Below are 17,812 nucleotides of genomic sequence, written 5' to 3' on the forward strand. Positions count from 1 at the left end.
AAATACTATTATTAAATTTGAATAAACATATTTTAAGAACTATTTTTGGATTGCTGAAAACATGAATTCGAATAATATAACTTATGGCCGAAATAATACGAATGCCCAAAATGAGCGACACCATGGAAGAAGGGGTGATTGCACAATGGTTAAAAAAGGTAGGAGATGAAGTAAAGCCCGGTGATATTCTTGCGGAGGTAGAGACGGACAAAGCTACCATGGAACTGGAGTCTTATGATGAAGGGGTATTGCTTCACATCGGTGTGGAAGAAAAAGACGCCGTACCTGTAAATGGGGTCATAGCCATTTTGGGAGAAAAGGGTGAAAATATAGATGACTTGCTGGAGGAAATCAAATCCGGTGGGGACGAGGCCTCTTCCAAAGACAGTGAACCCAAAAAAGAGGAATCAGAGGAAAAAGAAAAATCATCTGATACAAAATCAGAAGCGAAAAGTGAAAAAATTGATACCTCAGGTATCAATGCCACGCTGATCACCATGCCTAAAATGAGTGATACCATGCAGGAAGGAACCATTGCCAGCTGGTTGAAAAAGGAAGGAGATGAGGTAAAATCAGGTGATGTTTTAGCCGAAGTAGAGACCGACAAAGCTACCATGGAGCTAGAGTCCTATGAGGATGGCACCATTTTATATATTGGGATAAAAGAAGGCGATTCAGTAGAAGTCAACGGTGTCATTGCCATTATTGGAGAGAAAGGGGCCGATTATAAGAAGTTACTTGAGGCCCATAAACAAGAGGCGTCCTCAGAATCGGCAGAAGAAAGCACCAAAGAAGCAGAAGAACCGAAGAAAGAAACCTCGGAGAAGCAAGAAACCACCAAAAAAGCCGATGCTCCTAAAAGCACATCAAGTGCCAATGGCAGGATAAAGGCTTCTCCTCTGGCCAAAAAGATGGCCAGGGATAAGGGCATTGATATTTCGCTGGTAGAAGGCTCCGGTGACGGGGGCAGAATCATTAAAAAAGACATTGAGAATTTCGATCCATCCAAAGTTGCTGCAGCCGATAAGTCCGCCGGGGCAAGGGCAAGCGGTCCTGCTGTGGGTCAGGAATCTTTCAGAGAGGAAAAAGTTTCTCAGATGAGGAAGGTGATTGCCAAGCGGTTAGCTGAGAGCAAATTCACTGCACCTCACTTTTACCTGACCATGGAAATCAACATGGACAAGGCCATTGAGGCGCGTAAGAGCATGAATGAAGTGGCTCCAGTCAAAATATCCTTCAACGATATGGTGATAAAAGCTGTTGCGGCTGCTCTAAAACAACATCCCAATGTAAATTCCGCCTGGATGGGCGATAAAATCAGATACAATGAGCATGTACATATCGGCATGGCAGTGGCGGTAGATGAGGGCTTATTGGTGCCTGTGATCAGGTTTACCGACAGCAAAAGCCTTTCGCAGATATCCCAGGAAGCCAAATCTCTTGCAGGTAAAGCCAAGAATAAGGAACTTCAACCCAAAGATTGGGAAGGGAACACATTTACTGTGTCCAATTTGGGCATGTTTGGTATTGATGAGTTTACCGCTATCATTAATCCACCGGATGCATGTATCCTGGCCATAGGAGGAATAAAACAAACCCCTATCGTTAAAGATGGAGAAATTAAGGTAGGTAACTTGATGAAGGTAACCCTTTCCTGTGACCACCGGGTAGTAGATGGAGCCATAGGATCTGCTTTCCTACAGACTGTCAAACAATTATTGGAAGACCCTGTCAGGATACTTATCTGACAGTCAAAGAATCAATTAATGCCAAAAAGTCCTGGAAGTGGGACTTTTTGTTTTTAGTACAGTTATTGAAAGGATTGGGATAAAAAAGGAATATGGAAAAACTGAAATCAACCACCGTAGTAGCCATCAGTCATGCCGGACAGGTAGCCATTGGGGCAGATGGGCAGGCTACTTTGGGAAATACCATTGCGAAGAGCAGTGTCAATAAAATCAGGAAATTGCAGGGAGGAAAAATCGTTACTGGCTTTGCTGGTTCTACAGCAGATGCCTTCACGCTTTTAGAAAAATTTGAAGAAAAATTAGGTAAGTACAGCAACAATATGAAGCGGGCAGCAGTGGAATTGGCCAAAGAATGGCGAACAGACCGGATGCTGAGCAAGTTGGAAGCCATGATGATCATAGCAGATGCTGCTGATGTACTTATCATTTCAGGTACGGGGGACGTTATCGAGCCCGATTTGGGTATAGCAACCATCGGTTCCGGTAGCATGTATGCCCAATCAGCAGCCAGGGCACTCAAAAAATACGCACCCCAACTCAGTGCGGAAGAAATGGTCAAAGAAAGTCTGAATATTGCGGCAGACATCTGTATTTATACCAACCATAACATTATCATTGAAAAGGTAAATGATTAAATAAGGGCCTTCAAAATTTGATTTTGAAGGCCCTTTTTTCTAAACTTCAAAGTCATATACCTTCACCTGAGACCATTTATCTTTGTGGTCTTCTACAAACTGAAGGTGAATCGGATCTGTCTGGTAGAGGTCATGGTCACTGATGTTGTCAAAATAGACGGTCAGTGAAATGTGAAAACTATGGTCCACTACGTCTCTCCGTTGGGTTCCGGCTGGCACACCGATTTGGTAGTCTTTTACACTCTCGGTCTGGGCGATTTTCTTGCAGCCATCCATTACGGTTTTAAGATCCTCATCGGGCTTGTGCAGCCAGAAAAACACTTGATGTACAATCATGTTTGCGTGGGTTTTAGCGATGGTTTTTTGTGAAATAAATGCTCCTAGTCCCAAAGCAGTCAGGGAAGCCATAAATTTTCTTCTGTTGAGCATTATTTTTGTATTTTTATTAATAATAGTTTGAAGGATTAAATATAAAAATATATAGTTTAAAAAATTAAAAAGAACGGAATGAAATATAGAAAACTTGGGAAAACCGGAATGCATGTATCGGAAGTATCATTGGGCACCTGGCAGGTAGGAGGTGGCTGGGGAGGCTCCTTCGACAGGAAAGCAGCTTCTGATATCATCCATGAAGCAATTGATCAGGGCATAAATTTTATCGATACGGCGGATGTTTACGATGCAGGCATGAGCGAGGCAGTCGTGGGAAAAATCATCAGGCAGAGAAATGAGGAAGTTTTCGTGGCCACCAAGTGTGGCAGGCAAATCCAGCCGCATACAGCGGAGGGCTATACACCGCAAGTTTTAAGAGGCTATGTGGAAGCTAGTCTGAAGAATATGAATCTGGAATCCATTGATTTGATTCAATTGCATTGCCCTCCTACTGAAGTCTATCACCGGCCTGAAATTTTTGGTCTTTTTGAAGATTTGAAGAAGGAAGGGAAGATCCAAAACATGGGGGTAAGTGTGGAAAAGGTAGAAGAAGCAATTTTTGCCCTTGACTATCAAAATGTAACTACGGTACAGATCATTTTCAATATGTTTCGGCTAAAGCCTTCAGAAGAATTTTTCAGTCTTGCTAAAGCGAAAGATTCCGGGATCATTGTCCGGGTGCCTTTGGCAAGTGGGTTGTTGGCTGGGAAAATTGATGAAAGCACCAGGTTTCATCCGGAAGACCATAGAAATTTCAATAGAGAGGGAAAAGCTTTTGATAAAGGAGAAACTTTTTCCGGGATTGATTTGGACCAGGGTGTTCAGGCTGTAAAAGAACTGAAAGCCCTGTTCGGAGACAAGGCACCACTGGCAGCTTTAGCCATCAGGTGGGTTTTAATGTTTGAGGAAGTGTCTACTGTAATACCCGGAGCATCAAAACCGGATCAGGTTAAGGCGAATGTCGAGGCCGCATCCTTAGCGCCTTTAACAGGTAAAGAAATGGACACGGTGGCAGATATTTACAATAAGTATTTCAAAGCTGAAATTCATGAAAAATGGTAATAAAAAAGCCATGAAAACATGCTTTCACAGCTTTAGTCAATAAACAATAAACCCAAAATAACCCAATATAAGATAGGTAATGATCTGATATTCAATTAATTAAATATAAGTCAATTTAATTAATTTATCAACCCCTTTCCGGATAAAACTGGGGAAATACGTTTTTTCTTACCTCTTCCCCTTGTTTTGGGAATCAGTAAAATTAGGTAAGCAGAAATGATGACACATTGCCGATAGGTGAATTGAATACTTAAAAAAACCGGTGGAGCCACCCAAAACTCCACCGGTCCAATGGATAAAAAATCAGTTTTCCGAAAAAATCAGTCATAAAAGTCAGCGGATTTTCAGGCTTTTGCAGCCAATTTTTCTCCCATGAGTAGCACCTCATAGACCTGTACTTCGGTGATGTACTTTTTATTACCTTCCTTGTCCTCGTAAGACCTACTCACCAATTTTCCCTGAACACAAATTTCTGAACCCTTGTCGGTGTATTTGTGAATGATTTCAGCAGGCTTGCCGAAAGCAACGATACTGTGCCAATAGGTTTCATCAATTTTCTCCCCTTTGCCATTTTTATAGGATTCGTTGATGGCCAGGTTCAACCTTACCATTGGGGTGTTTCCATTGACTGTTTTAAATTCTGCTTTTGCACCCAGTCTTCCAATCAGTTGTACTTTGTTTTTAATAGCGTTCATGACTTTAATTGTTTTAGTTAATAATGTGAATGATTTCCGAAATGGAACAGGACAAAATTGGGGGGAGGGGCAAAATTTATTCGGGTTTTTTTCGTTTAAAACCGTTTGTAAATGTTTGTAAACGTTTTCAAACGGATACATTTATTTGTTAAATAACTTTTTTTATATATATTATGCTTAATTTTTACTTTAAAAGGACTTTTATGCCGGCACCACCTAAAAAATGTATAAGCTGTGGAAAGCCCCTGTTTGGTAGGGTTGATAAAAAGTTTTGTGATGATTATTGCAGAAATCACTATAACAATCAAATGAAATCAGGCAGCAACAGGCTGATTCGTAACATCAACAATGCCTTGAAAAGGAATAGAAATATCCTGTCTAATATTCTACCTGATTCGGAAGATACCGCAAAAATCCTCCGGGGACAAATGCTCGAAATGGGGTTCCAGTTCAGGTACAGCACCCATACTTACACGAATAAAAAGGGAAACGTGTATGCTTATTGTTACGATTACGGCTATTTAAAACTTGATCAGGAATGGATCCTTGTGGTCAGAAACAAAGAAGAAAAGAAGGACAGGTCCAAATTTATCAAATCATGAAATTGGGCTTATCCAGTTTTTTGTCTATCCTGTAAGCCGCATTAAGCAGGCCAACGTGGCTGTAGGTTTGAGGGAAATTTCCCCACTGGCTGCCGGTATGCTGGTCGACATCTTCAGAAAATAAATTCAGGTGATTGCAATATTTGCTTAAGGTTTCAAAACCTTCCATAGCTTCGTCCAATCGGTTGACACAGGCAAGTGCTTCAATGTACCAAAAAGCACAGATCAGGAAGGTGGTCTCCGGCTCACCGAAATCATCCAGGTGCTTGTAGCGGTAAAATAAATAATTTTTAGCTAACAGATCTTCTTCCAATGCCTTTAAGTGGTTATTGGCACTTTCAATATCATTGCCAAAATACCCCATGGTGATCATTTGCAGGGTACTGGCATCCATGTTTTTGGTTCCGATGGCCTGGGCATAAGCCTTTCTTTCTGGAATGTAACAAGCTTCAATTTTTTTGATGGCCTTGTTTTTTAATTCAATGGCTTTGTTTTGCATGCTCACATCTGAGAGCCGCTCGGCAATTTTTACCGCGGCGCTGGCTCCTGCCCAGTGAAACAGGAAAGTATAACAATGTTCCTGTTTTAAATTTCTGAATTCCCACAGTCCGGCATCTTTTTCATCCATTGTTTCTTCTATTTTTTGCAATAGATTGTTGATAAAAGGTTTGCTGTGGCTTTTTTCCGATTCAATAAACCTTTTATCTGCATACAATGGCAACAGGCTTACCAATACCTGACCGTAAAGGTCGTTTTGAATGTGGGTATAGGCCTGGTTTCCAAAGCGCACGGGTTTATTACCCAGGTATCCTTCAAGATCGGCCACCGTTTCCGGCAACCTGGAGGAGCCTGTAATGGAATAAAGTGGCTGATACCTGCCTTTTTCATCCATAGGCAGGTTTTGGATAAATTCAAAGTAGCGCTCCAATTCCTCAAAGTGTCCCAGGTGGTTGAATACATTGAGTGTATAGTAGGCATCCCGCATCCAGCAATAGCGGTAATCCCAGTTTCTGGTGGAACCTGGAGATTCAGGGAGACTGGAGGTGGAGGCAGCTATGATGCCTCCAGTATCTTCATACTGATGGATTTTTAAAACCAGGGAGGAGCGTACGACAAGCCTTTGATAAAAATTCGGGATACTGGTAGACTTTACCCAGTTTCGCCAATATTGGGAGGTGGCATTCAGGAATTTTTCGATGGTGCTCTCTATGGGTGCTTCCAAAGGATTACCGTAAGTGAGTACCAGGTAAACCGTTCTTTGCAACCTGAATTCCTGTTCCTCCATGATATAGGTTATAGAACAGTTTGTGGTCAGCCTTACCTGCTGGTCTCTTCCTGCAAATTGAATGTGGTTGCTGCCAGGAGTAGGTATCAGTTTTCGTTTTCCATAATCTGCCACTGGCTGGCAGTTGATTTTGATTTTGGGTTCCCCCACCAATGGCTCAATTTTCCTGACCAACATTAAGGGCTTGAAATAACGGTCGAAATTGAAAAACCGAGGGGCAAAATCGGTTACCTTGTAGTTTTCTCCTGCAGAAGTTTCTACAAAGGTTTCCAATATATTGGTGTTTTCCTTATAGCCCTGGCGGGAAGTGAACCCCCCATTTTGGGGTAAGATGGTAAACTCCCCCCCCTTTTCTTTGTCCAACATACTTCCAAAAAGAAAATCGCTATCAAAGCGGGGCAAACAAAGCCAACTGATATTGGTGTTTTTCTCGATATGGGCAATATAACTGCAATTACCTATAAGGCCGGTACCGTAAGTATGTTTTTCCATTGAAAAGCTGGTTAAGATCTATAAGACAGAATACGCCATTCTTTTAGGGATAATAAAAGGATTGGGCAATTAATTTACGAAGTTATTAAAATAAAGACTTGATAGTAATAAAATGATACCTTTATTACTTTAATACCTCCAAAAATTTTCGGGACACTTTTACCAGCATGCTTTGATTGATACTCGGTATCCGGATAATAAAGTAATCCTGATTTGATTTTTGGATACATTCGCCTTCAAAACCCTGCAAGGCCCCCCCCAAAATCCGTACCTGTTCCCCTTTCTCAATATCATCGGTTTCTACCTCTACAGCTACCCCTGTTTCAATTAACCGTTGGATGGTGTCGATTTCACTTTGTTGGACCATGGCATGCTCCCCTGAAAAATTGATAAATTTAACCGCTCCGCTGATTTGTAAAGCCTCCCAAAGCCTTTCTTTACTGGTGTAGACAAATAGATACCCGTTAAACAAGGGTCGCTGTACTTTTTTCTTTCGATCACTCCACTGCCTTATTTCTTCTATCATAGGAAGGTAAACGCTGGTGCCCTTTTCTAGTAGCCTTTGGGCAACTTTTTTTTCTGCTCTTGGCGCAGTGTACATTACATACCAGTTACATTTTTCCGTCATCATATACAGGGTTAAAATCCGAAAGTACCGAATAATTTGGGTAACCTTCAATACCTGGTTTTTGTAATTTTTTATATTTTTTTTCCCAACCTCATCTGAATAAGCATTGAAATATATTTTTATGCTTTTTAAATAAAAAATAATGGATTTAAAATAAAACTTTACAGTTTTGATTTTTTTATTTACTTTTGAGAATTAACTCTAAAAAACTGAACCTGAAGCCTAACTGACAATGAAACCCTGATTTTATTCAGACATTTTTAATATTTCAAATTAATTGGATTGGTAGGAGTAAGAAGCTTGGGAAATTTTAAAATGAGGACATTTTGTGGCTTATGGCAGTTTTATTTTTGTAATTAAACAGCGAAAATCGAAATCATGGAAATTGTTAATGTGGTATTATCTGGAGGAGTAGGGAGCCGTTTGTGGCCGCTTTCACGCAAAAGTAAACCAAAGCAATACCTGCCCATTTTTAATAATGAGTCCCTTTTCCAGAAAACTGTACAGAGGAACTCTGGTATTTGCAACCAGGTAATGGTGGTGGGTGGCGTAGATAATTACAAGCTTTCCAGGGATATACTGGAGGCAATGGGTATTTCCGCCTACCTGGAGTTGGTGGAAGCTGCACCTCGCAATACCGCAGCGGCAATAGCATTTGCAGCCCTTTCGGTACCTTCTGATGCCATTTTACTGGTTACCCCATCGGACCACCTGATTGGTGATGTAGACAAATACGAGGAGGCCCTGAAGCAGGCGGTGGCTATGGCTCAGAAGGGCGCATTGGTAACCTTTGGGCTGATCCCGACAAAGCCGGAAACCGGGTTTGGTTACATAGAACATCAGGGCAATGAAGTTCTTGGTTTCAGAGAGAAGCCGGGTTTGTCCAGGGCAAAAGAGTTTTTGCAGAAAGGCAACTTTTTATGGAACAGTGGCATGTTTTGCTTCACTGCGGGGACCTATCTGGAAGAACTTCAGAAGTATGAGCCGGAGGTATTGGAAAAGTCAGCTAAGGCATTGGAACATGCAAGGGATGGCTTTTTGCCACTTGAATTAAGTATGGAAATTCCTTCTATCAGTGTAGATTATGCGGTGATGGAAAAATCAGATAAAATCAAGGTGGTGCCCTCCTCCTTTTCCTGGTCTGATATGGGGTCTTTTGAAGCACTATATGACTATTTCCAGGTTGGAAGCAAAGAAAGAAGTGGAAATAACCTGGTTTTGGGTACTGCCAATAAGCATGTGGAATTTGTTGGCCTGGAAAATGTGGTACTGGTAGAAACAGCTGATGCGATCTTAGTGCTGCACAAGGAGCATGCACAGGAGGTCAAAAAGGTGTATGAAAGATTGGAAAAGGAAAACCCCGGACTATTAAATTAAAAAAATGTTAGACAAACAGACCAAAATATATGTAGCAGGTCATAAAGGCATGGTAGGGGCTGCCATTTTCAGGTCCCTAAAAGAAAAAGGTTACCAAAACTTAATTGGCCTGGGCAGTAGTGAATTGGATTTGAAAAACCAAAAGAATGTCAAATCATTTTTTGAAAGTGAAAAGCCTGAGATCGTGATAGATGCCGCCGCAAGGGTGGGAGGAATCATGGCCAATAACAATTATCCCTACCCCTTTTTGATGGAGAACCTTTTGATCCAGAATAACCTGATCGATTTTTCTCTTCAGGCCGGTGTGGAGAAGTTTATTTTTTTAGGAAGTTCCTGTATTTACCCTAAGCTTGCACCTCAGCCACTCAGGGAGGATGTGCTGCTTACTGCCGCATTGGAGCCAACCAATCAATGGTATGCATTGGCGAAAATAGCCGGTGTAAAAGCTTGTGAAGCCATCAGGCAGCAATATGGTAAGGACTTTGTGAGCCTGATGCCAACCAATCTTTACGGGCCCTTTGATAATTTTGACTTGGAAACCTCCCATGTTCTTCCGGCCATGATCAGAAAATTTCATGAAGCAAAAATCCATGGACATGAACACGTCAAACTGTGGGGAAGCGGCACTCCGATGAGAGAGTTTTTGCATGTGGACGATATGGCAGAAGCGGTTGTTTTTGCCATGGAGCATACCTTTGAAGACAATTTATATAATGTGGGTACAGGGGAAGACCTTACCATCAGATCCCTTGCTGAATTGATTCAGCGTGTTACCGGCCATCAGGGAGATATCCTCTGGGATAGCAGCAAACCGGATGGAACGCCCAGGAAATTGATGGATGTTAGTAAAATGACAGCAGCAGGCTGGAAAGCCAAAATTGGATTGGAACAGGGTATTCAAGACACCTACCAGTGGTTCCTGAAAAATATCGATCAAATCAAACAGGTTAAATTGTAATATATTTTTATCAGCATTAAATTAAATTATCTATGAAAACGGCGTTAATTACAGGCATTACCGGGCAGGACGGCGCCTATCTTGCAGAACTTTTATTATCCAAGGGATACATTGTACACGGAATAAAGCGAAGAGCATCCCTTTTTAATACAGACAGGATTGACCACTTGTATCAGGATCCACACGATGATAACAAGCGTTTGTTTTTGCACTATGGAGACCTGACGGATTCGATGAATTTAACCCGGATCATTCAGGAGACCAAGCCGGATGAGATTTACAACCTGGCAGCCATGAGCCATGTAAAGGTGAGTTTTGATACCCCTGAATATACAGCCAATGCCGATGGGGTGGGCACACTCCGAATACTGGAAGCTGTTAGACTTTTGGGAATGGAGAAACAAACGAAAATATATCAGGCTTCGACTTCCGAGCTGTACGGTTTGGTACAGGCCGTTCCACAGTCTGAAACCACTCCATTTTATCCCAGATCTCCTTATGCCGTGGCCAAGCTGTATGGGTATTGGATCACGGTAAACTATCGGGAAGCCTATGGGATGTATGCCTGCAATGGGATTTTATTCAATCACGAATCTCCATTAAGAGGGGAAACGTTTGTCACCAGAAAGATCTCAAGAGCGGTGGCCAAAATCGCTTTGGGATTGCAGCAGGACCTGTATATGGGTAACCTGGATGCCAAAAGGGATTGGGGACATGCCAAAGATTATGTGGATGCCATGTGGAGGATCTTGCAACAAGAAGTTCCCGAGGATTATGTCATCGCAACCGGCGTCACTACCAAGGTCCGGGATTTCATTAAAATGGCCTTTGATGAAGTAGGGTTTAAGTTAAAATTTGAAGGGGAAGGCTTGAATGAAAAAGGTATCCTGGAAGAAATTGACAGGGAAAAAGCGTTTGATATTCTGGGTACTTCCCATTTTAAAGTCAAAAAGGGGGATGTTTTGGTGAAAATTGACCCGGCTTATTTCAGACCTACAGAAGTTGACCTTTTGATCGGAGACCCGACCAAGGCCATGACCAAATTGGGATGGAAGCCAAAATATGACCTTAAGATGCTGGTAGAAGACATGGTGCTTTCAGATGTAGGCTTGTTCAAACGGGATATACATTTGATGAAGGGCGGACATAAGGTACTGAACCAGGCGGAGTAATAAGGATTTTGTTTAATAGGTAAAATTTTAAGTTATGCGTAAAATTTAATTATTTTGCGCATAACTTTTTTAATTTCAATCAGGCTTTAACTTTTATTCCTAATTTAATTTTGTTTTTTCGTTTGCCAGGACCGATTCAATAAATAAACATCTTATGTAATTCCGCTGGTATTGCTTACTTTTGTGCGGATATTCAATATTTTCCCCTTTTTTGTTGATCATAAAGGTTATCTCAATATTTAAAACTCTTTTGCTGAATGTAACTGAGGAGGCGAAGCTTTAATTTTTTGATAAATAAACATCAGAAAGTTTTATTTGATTGCAGTCTCATCACTATCAACAGGTACTCAAATGCTACTAAAAATTTCAATTCAAAAACTAAGATTTGTTCTTTTAGGTATTCTATTAGGTGTAGGGTTGGTCTCTTACGGCCAATCCTTGCAGGATATTCAAAACCTTAAAGTGGATGAGCTTTCTGATGCCCAGATAGAACAACTGATCAGGCGTGCAGAGTCATCCGGGATGAATGAGGCGCAATTGGAGGCTATGGCCAGGGAAAGAGGCATGCCGCCGGCAGAAATAAGCAAGCTTACCCAGCGCATTCAAATGCTCAAATCAGGCAATGTGGAAGGGACAAATGGGAGACAAAATCAGGGGGCTAATCAACGACAGGTCGAAGGTAATGTCAGTGATCAGATCGATGTTTTTGATTCTTTGAGACAATCAGACCCCTACTATGACCTGAGCCCGGAGCAAAAGAAGATTTTCGGTTTTACGTTATTTCACAATAAAGAACTTAACTTTAATCCTAATTTAAACCTCCCTACACCTGACAATTATGTGTTGGGTACCGGAGATCAATTATTAGTGGACGTGTATGGCGCGTCTCAGCAATCCCTGGACTTAACTGTATCTCCTGAAGGTACAGTTTTTATTCCGGATATTGGCCCGGTCAATGTAGGTGGGGCAACCATTGAAGCGGTGAGATCCCGCTTGAAGAATGCTTTGCAACAGATTTATTCTGGCCTGGGAGGAGCCAGTCCCAATACTTTTTTCCAGATCAGGGTAGGTAATATCCGAACCATACAGGTGACCATGGCAGGCGAGTTGAGGGTTCCCGGGAGTTATTCCATGCCTTCTTTTGCGAACGTCTTCAATGCCTTGTATCAGGCAGGGGGGCCAAATGAAAACGGGTCATTTAGAAATATTCAAGTTTACAGGGACAGCAAATTGGTAGGAGAAGTAGATATTTATGCCTTTTTGGTTGAAGGAAAACAGGAAGGAAACATTATTTTACAGGACAATGATGTAGTAATTGTCCCTCCTGTGAGAACGAGGGTAGAATTAGATGGGCCGGTCAGGAGGCCTGGTATTTTTGAAATTAAACCAGGAGAAAGTATCACCGATTTACTTTCCTTTGCCGGCGGATTTAAAAGTAACGCTTACCGAGAACTGATGACGGTAAGGCGAACGACAGATCAGGAAATGCGGGTGGATAATGTATATAACAACGATTTTGAAACCTTCGCCATCAGGGATGGAGATTTTTTTACGGTAGGAACTATCCTGGAGCGGTTTGAAAACAGGGCACAGGTTTCCGGGGCGGTTTTTCGTCCTGGCGAATTTGCCATAGAAGATGGCATGAGCTTAGAGGCATTATTGAAAATGGCAGGCGGCCTTCGTGGTGACGCCTTTTCTGAAAGGGTTTCCTTATACCGTACCAATCCTGATTTTACTATGGAAATCATTACCCTAAACCTGGGTGCGATACTTTCCGGCGAAGGGCCAGACATCAAATTGCAAAGAGAAGATATCCTGCACGTTCCAAGCATTTATGATCTCAAGGAAGAATACCATGTGCAAATTTCAGGAGAGGTAAACCGTACCGGTGTTTATCAGTTTGCAGACAGCATGACGGTAGGGGACCTGATTGCCAAAGCCAAAGGTTTCAAGGAGTCTGCTACCAGCTCAAATATAGAAATTGCCAGAAGGATCAAGGGAAATGTCAGTGGTGAAATTGCCCAAATTATCAATATATCCATAGATCCCAATTTAAAAATTAGCGAGGAAGAAAAAAACATTCTCCTGCAGCCTTTTGATCATGTATTTGTCCGGCAAAGCACTGGCTTTCAGCCTGAAACAGTTGTTGAAGTGGAGGGGGAAGTTTTTTATCCCGGGGAATATGCACTTGAAAAAAGAGATGAAAGAATATCTGATGTATTGAATCGGGCAGGTGGCATGAATCAATTTGCCTACGCCAAAGGAGCGACTTTAATCAGAAGAACCGAGTTTTTCAAGACTAAAGAAGAAGAAGTATTGAAGCTGGAGCAACTGGAGTCCTTGTTGGAAAATATGGAAAGGGATGAAAAGGTGGAGAATGCAGAGTCTGAAAAAGAGTTGATGAAACGGCTGGAGGAGAGGGTCGCACTTCTAACGGAAGAAAGGGTAAAAAATAAAACAGGAACAGATGGTCAGGAAATGGAAAGCTTTTCAGAGGACAGGTATCAATTTCTGGAAGGAGCGGACAGCTCTGTCATGGAAGAAGCTACCCGGGATAAGGAATTAATAGGGATCGAATTGGATAAAATCCTTCAACAACCGGGCTCAAAATATGACCTGATATTACAGGAAGGGGATGTCATCAGTATACCTAAGGAGCTACAAACAGTAAGAATGCGGGGGGAGGTTTTGTATCCCACTACGGCAAGATATGATGAAGGCAGGAGTTTCAGGAATTATATTTCCAGAGCTGGAGGGTTTAGTGAATCAGCGCGGAAATCCCGCTCCTATGTGGTTTATGCCAATGGGGATGTGAAGAGAACCAACAGGTTTTTATTTATTTCCTTTTTTCCAAGGTTAGAACCCGGCGCAGAAATAATTGTTCCCCAAAAACCTGAAAGAGAACCCATGTCTGTACAGGCATGGATTGGTATGGCCTCAAGCTTAGCCACTTTGGTTATCTTGATTGATAGGGTTAGGAGGTAAAAAAGAATGGCCCATTTTATTTCCTTCCAGAATATTCCAGGCTGATAATATAAGTAGTATGGCTCCGGGTTTAAAAAAAAGTATATTAACAGGGATATTTTGGAACACCATCCAATTGGTCATCAATAGAACTTTTTCTTTTGTAATCAAACTTATTCTGGCTAAAATTTTATTTCCAGAAGAATTTGGTTTAATCGGGATGGCGGTTGTTTTTACCAGTTTTGTCGAAGTTTTTAATGATTTGGGCTTTGGAGCAGCAATTGTTCAGAAAAAAGAAAACTTAATCAATGAAAGTCACTTCCATACAGCTTTCTGGACTGGCATTGTTTGGGCGATAGTTTTATATGCTTTTATTTACTTTTTTTTAGCAGACCTGGCAGCAAATTTTTATGACGAACCTTTACTCGAAGAAATCATTCCGGTCCTGAGTTTGGGGATTTTACTGAACCCCATAAACCTGGTGCATAAAGCTCAATTGACCAGGGCAATGAATTTTAAAAAATTGGCCTACATCAGCAACACAAGTAGTATTATTTCCGGTTCAATATCTTTAATCTTAGCGCTACTTGGATTTGGAGTTTGGTCATTGGTATTCAATTCCGTAACAGCGTACGTCATTTCCCTTCCACTTTTTTTTGTAGCGACGGGTTGGAAGCCGAAATTTATTTGGGTAAGAACTGCATTCGATGATATTTTTGGCTTTGGCGTAAACACAATGGGTACCCAGGTTTTCAATAACCTGATCAATAAATTTGATTATCTGGTTATCGGCAAACTACTTTCTGTTTCTGCTCTGGGGGTTTATACTTTGGCATTTACGCTCACAGATACCTTTAGGGGCCAGCTAATGACGGTAATGAACCGGGTCATGTATCCCATATATGGTAAAAAGCAGGATGATAAGGTCTCTTTAGTAAAGTATTACCTAAAAGTGGTGAAATATAACTCCATGATCATTGACGGGATCATGATGGTTTTGGTAATTTATGCGGAGCCTATTATATTGTTGTTTTTTGGTGATAAGTGGATAGATACAGTCATTCCCTTACAGATTTTGTCCTTGTCAGTGGTCTTTCACATGATGGTTAGTTCCAACACCTCTCTCATCAGGGGTATGGGAAAACCCGGATTGGAATTCAGGCTACAGTTGTTTAAATCATTGGTACTTTATGTGCCTTTAATTTATTTTGGCACCAAATTTTTTGGTACCGCTGGGGCAGCTTTTGCGATCCTTATAAACAAGTTGATCAGTGTTATAATCGCCCAATATTTTCTCAAAAAATTATTGGGGATTAGTCTTATGGCATTGGTTGATTCTACCAAACCTGCATTGATCAGTTTTATTGCAGGATCTCTTTGGGGCTATGTGAGCTTTAATATATTTTCCCTTCATTGGGTAATTTCGGCCCTTATCGCAGTTGGCATCTATATGGGAGGCATCTACTTCATCGCAGGTAAGGAAATCAAATCGGAACTATCTGGTTTGAGAAAATTAAAAGCAGCTTAACAATGATTGAAAAATTAAAGAAAAAAATATCCTGGAGATACAGGCGTTGGGTAGAGATGCAGTTGCCATTTCACGTCTATAAAAGTAGGTTTTTAGCTACGCTATATTATTTTTTATTTTCAGATGCTTTCAGGAGGGAGAATCAAGCAGTACTGGCAGGGAAAGTAAAACATTTAGAGCGCAACCAAAAAGATAAGTCAAACCTATACTTGTTGGTTCGGAACACTCATAGAATTGAAAAAGGCTTGCTTATGCGGCCCATGAGGAAAACTTTTGCATTGGACTACATAGGCGAAACGGTGGATGCCTATTCCGGTTTTATCAAAGAAGAAGCAGGAAATCACGAAGCCCAGCAAAAATGGTTTACCGATGTGATAAGCAGCTACTTTGAATCAGTGGAAGAAAATGAAATAATAGCTGTAGAAAAAGAGAAGTTTTTTAAGTGTAAAGATTTTTTAAACGGAAAGGAGAGCCCAATTAGGTCTGTGCCCTACATGAGAAATAAGGAAACACTTTCCCCGATCACCTATGAGCAATTTTATGAATTGAACAGGCAAAGGAGGTCTGTGAGATGGTTTCAGGACAAACCAGTAGAAAGGGAGAAAGTCGATAAGGCGATTTTAGCGGCGATTCAGGCTCCAAGTGCCTGTAATAGACAGCCTTTTGAATACAGGGTGCTGGATAATCCTGATCTGGTGAAAAAAGTGGTTGATTTTCCGATGGGAACCAAGGGGTATGCCCATTCCATTCAGACGTTTATAGTAGTGGTGGGTAATCTGGATGCCTATTTTAGTGAAAGGGACAGACATTTGATATATGTGGACGCCTCTCTTGCCAATATGTCGCTAATGCTCGCCTTGGAAACATTGGGCTTGAGTAGTTGCCCGATCAATTGGCCTGATATTGAAAACAGAGAAAGAATGATGGAGGAATTTTTAAAACTTTCGCCTTATCAGCGTCCAATAATGTGCCTGGGTATTGGTTACCCTGACTTCACAGGTAAAGTTGCTTTTTCAGAAAAAAGAAGTTTGGATCAAATCAGAAAATACAATTAAATGATAGTCGAACTAAGAGGTGTGGGATTTGTCAATAAAGGAGCCGAACTTATGCTTCATGCCATGATGGATAAGGTGAAATCCAATTATCCTGATGTGGTATTTGCCATGGAAGTTAACAAGGCCTCGCCTTTAAAAAAGATTTGGTCCCTGGGAATCAAAGCCAAAACCAATGTAACCATAAAGAGGGTACCATTAAATGGTATTTTTGGCCTGTTGCCTGCTGAAATAAGAAGCAAACTGGGTTGGGTCATGGAGGACGAAATACAGGTGATACTTGACGGTTCAGGCTTTAATTATGGAGATAAATGGGGAGCAAAAAGGGCAGGAGACAGGCTTGCTGACCACCTGCCAGGGTGGAAGGAAAAGGGTAAAAAAGTAATTTTATTACCTCAGGCCTTTGGTCCTTTTACAAAAGCAGATTTGATCGAAAGGATGGGAATCATTCTCAATGAATCAGATTTAATTTTTGCCAGGGATAGGATTTCCCTTGAATTTATCCAACAAATAGCTAAAAACCATCACCAAAATAAAATTCATTTAGCGCCTGATTTCACGAATCTAAAAGCTCCGGTGTGGCCTGAAAGCAAGAATCAGTATGCCAATATGCTGGCCATTATTCCTAACCAAAAGATGCTGGAAACCGGCAACAATGCCCTAAACCAAAATTATCCGGAGTTTCTTAAGCACTTAATTGAACTGGCGATAAATAGGGGACAGCGGCCTTTTTTCCTGATTCATGAGAGTAAGCATGACAAAGCAATAGCAGCTATGGTCAACAGTCAGCTTTCAAAACCGATTCAAATTGTAGAAGAAGAAGACCCCCTGGTAGTAAAAGGTATCATCGGAAGCTGTTTTGCGGTGATCACCTCAAGATTTCATGGCCTGGTAAGTGCACTTTCTCAGTCTATCCCCTGTCTGGCCACAGGATGGAGCCATAAGTATGAAATGCTTTTCGAAGATTATGGTTACCCGGAAGGCCTTTGCCAACTTCAGGAAGAAATGGTTTACTACGAAGGTAAACTTGATTTGATTGTAAAAGAAGATTTAAGGATAGAATTGATAAAAAAGCTGAATACTGCTTCAAACAGGCAGAAACAATTGTCTAACGACATGTGGCAACTTGTTTTCAACAATATCAATGAATTGGTTTAGTATTTGACCTTGTCCTTGTAATTA

At 41.2% G+C, this 17,812-nt stretch carries 15 protein-coding genes; 11 read left to right on the forward strand and 4 right to left on the reverse strand.

Annotated features, from left to right (window positions below; translation table 11 throughout):
• Positions 1-83: 83 nt before the first annotated feature.
• Complete coding sequence (locus GL182_RS03700; RefSeq protein ID WP_163378199.1) at positions 84-1,748, forward strand: pyruvate dehydrogenase complex dihydrolipoamide acetyltransferase; 1,665 nt, start codon at positions 84-86, stop codon at positions 1,746-1,748.
• A gap of 92 nt (positions 1,749-1,840) precedes the next feature.
• Positions 1,841-2,383 carry an ATP-dependent protease subunit HslV gene (gene hslV / locus GL182_RS03705; RefSeq protein WP_163378200.1) on the forward strand — a complete coding sequence of 181 codons (543 nt, stop codon included), beginning with the start codon at positions 1,841-1,843 and terminating at the stop codon, positions 2,381-2,383.
• A gap of 39 nt (positions 2,384-2,422) precedes the next feature.
• On the opposite strand, the gene GL182_RS03710 is transcribed toward hslV, so the two are convergent.
• Complete coding sequence (locus tag GL182_RS03710; RefSeq protein WP_240469555.1) at positions 2,423-2,812, reverse strand: Dabb family protein; 390 nt, start codon at positions 2,810-2,812, stop codon at positions 2,423-2,425.
• Between the two features lie 78 nt (positions 2,813-2,890).
• On the opposite strand from GL182_RS03710, the gene GL182_RS03715 reads away from it, so the two are divergent.
• Complete coding sequence (locus GL182_RS03715) at positions 2,891-3,877, forward strand: aldo/keto reductase (protein WP_163378201.1); 987 nt, start codon at positions 2,891-2,893, stop codon at positions 3,875-3,877.
• A gap of 344 nt (positions 3,878-4,221) precedes the next feature.
• Here the strand turns inward: GL182_RS03715 and GL182_RS03720 are convergent, their stop codons facing one another.
• The gene (locus GL182_RS03720) at positions 4,222-4,572 is read right to left on the reverse strand and encodes a single-stranded DNA-binding protein (RefSeq protein ID WP_163378202.1); all 351 of its coding nucleotides are present in this window, start codon (positions 4,570-4,572) and stop codon (positions 4,222-4,224) included.
• Positions 4,573-4,880: 308 nt separating this feature from the next.
• Between GL182_RS03720 and GL182_RS03725 the strand changes: the two genes are divergently transcribed.
• Positions 4,881-5,174, forward strand: coding sequence for a hypothetical protein (locus GL182_RS03725; protein WP_240469557.1), 294 nt, complete (start codon positions 4,881-4,883; stop codon positions 5,172-5,174).
• Here GL182_RS03725 and GL182_RS03730 read toward each other — a convergent pair.
• Positions 5,164-6,951, reverse strand: coding sequence for a glycoside hydrolase family 15 protein (locus GL182_RS03730; protein WP_163378204.1), 1,788 nt, complete (start codon positions 6,949-6,951; stop codon positions 5,164-5,166). The two genes, GL182_RS03725 and GL182_RS03730, sit on opposite strands and share 11 nt — an antisense overlap.
• Positions 6,952-7,075: 124 nt before the next feature.
• Positions 7,076-7,579: a UpxY family transcription antiterminator gene (locus tag GL182_RS03735; RefSeq protein WP_163378518.1), complete on the reverse strand. Its 504-nt coding sequence runs from the start codon at positions 7,577-7,579 to the stop codon at positions 7,076-7,078.
• A gap of 378 nt (positions 7,580-7,957) precedes the next feature.
• Between GL182_RS03735 and GL182_RS03740 the strand changes: the two genes are divergently transcribed.
• From GL182_RS03740 to GL182_RS03770, 7 genes are all read left to right on the forward strand, one after another.
• Positions 7,958-8,956 carry a mannose-1-phosphate guanylyltransferase gene (locus tag GL182_RS03740; RefSeq protein ID WP_163378205.1) on the forward strand — a complete coding sequence of 333 codons (999 nt, stop codon included), beginning with the start codon at positions 7,958-7,960 and terminating at the stop codon, positions 8,954-8,956.
• Between the two features lie 4 nt (positions 8,957-8,960).
• Entirely contained in the window at positions 8,961-9,914 is a 954-nt protein-coding gene (locus tag GL182_RS03745) for a GDP-L-fucose synthase family protein (protein WP_163378206.1), read from the forward strand.
• Positions 9,915-9,946: 32 nt separating this feature from the next.
• Positions 9,947-11,086, forward strand: coding sequence for a GDP-mannose 4,6-dehydratase (gene gmd / locus GL182_RS03750; RefSeq protein WP_163378207.1), 1,140 nt, complete (start codon positions 9,947-9,949; stop codon positions 11,084-11,086).
• A gap of 351 nt (positions 11,087-11,437) precedes the next feature.
• Positions 11,438-14,071, forward strand: coding sequence for an SLBB domain-containing protein (locus GL182_RS03755; RefSeq protein WP_205603568.1), 2,634 nt, complete (start codon positions 11,438-11,440; stop codon positions 14,069-14,071).
• A 58-nt stretch (positions 14,072-14,129) separates the two neighbouring features.
• Positions 14,130-15,578 carry a lipopolysaccharide biosynthesis protein gene (locus GL182_RS03760; protein WP_163378208.1) on the forward strand — a complete coding sequence of 483 codons (1,449 nt, stop codon included), beginning with the start codon at positions 14,130-14,132 and terminating at the stop codon, positions 15,576-15,578.
• 2 nt (positions 15,579-15,580) lie between these two features.
• Positions 15,581-16,633, forward strand: a complete 1,053-nt coding sequence (locus GL182_RS03765) for a nitroreductase family protein (protein WP_163378209.1) — start codon at positions 15,581-15,583, stop codon at positions 16,631-16,633.
• Positions 16,634-17,788 (forward strand): polysaccharide pyruvyl transferase family protein, encoded by a 1,155-nt coding sequence (locus GL182_RS03770; RefSeq protein WP_163378210.1) that lies wholly within the window; start codon positions 16,634-16,636, stop codon positions 17,786-17,788. It abuts the gene before it with no gap.
• The last annotated feature ends 24 nt before the right edge of the window (positions 17,789-17,812 follow it).

Source organism: Cyclobacterium sp. SYSU L10401 (genome assembly GCF_010993705.1).
In the GTDB taxonomy this organism is placed as follows: Bacteria; Bacteroidota; Bacteroidia; order Cytophagales; family Cyclobacteriaceae; genus Cyclobacterium.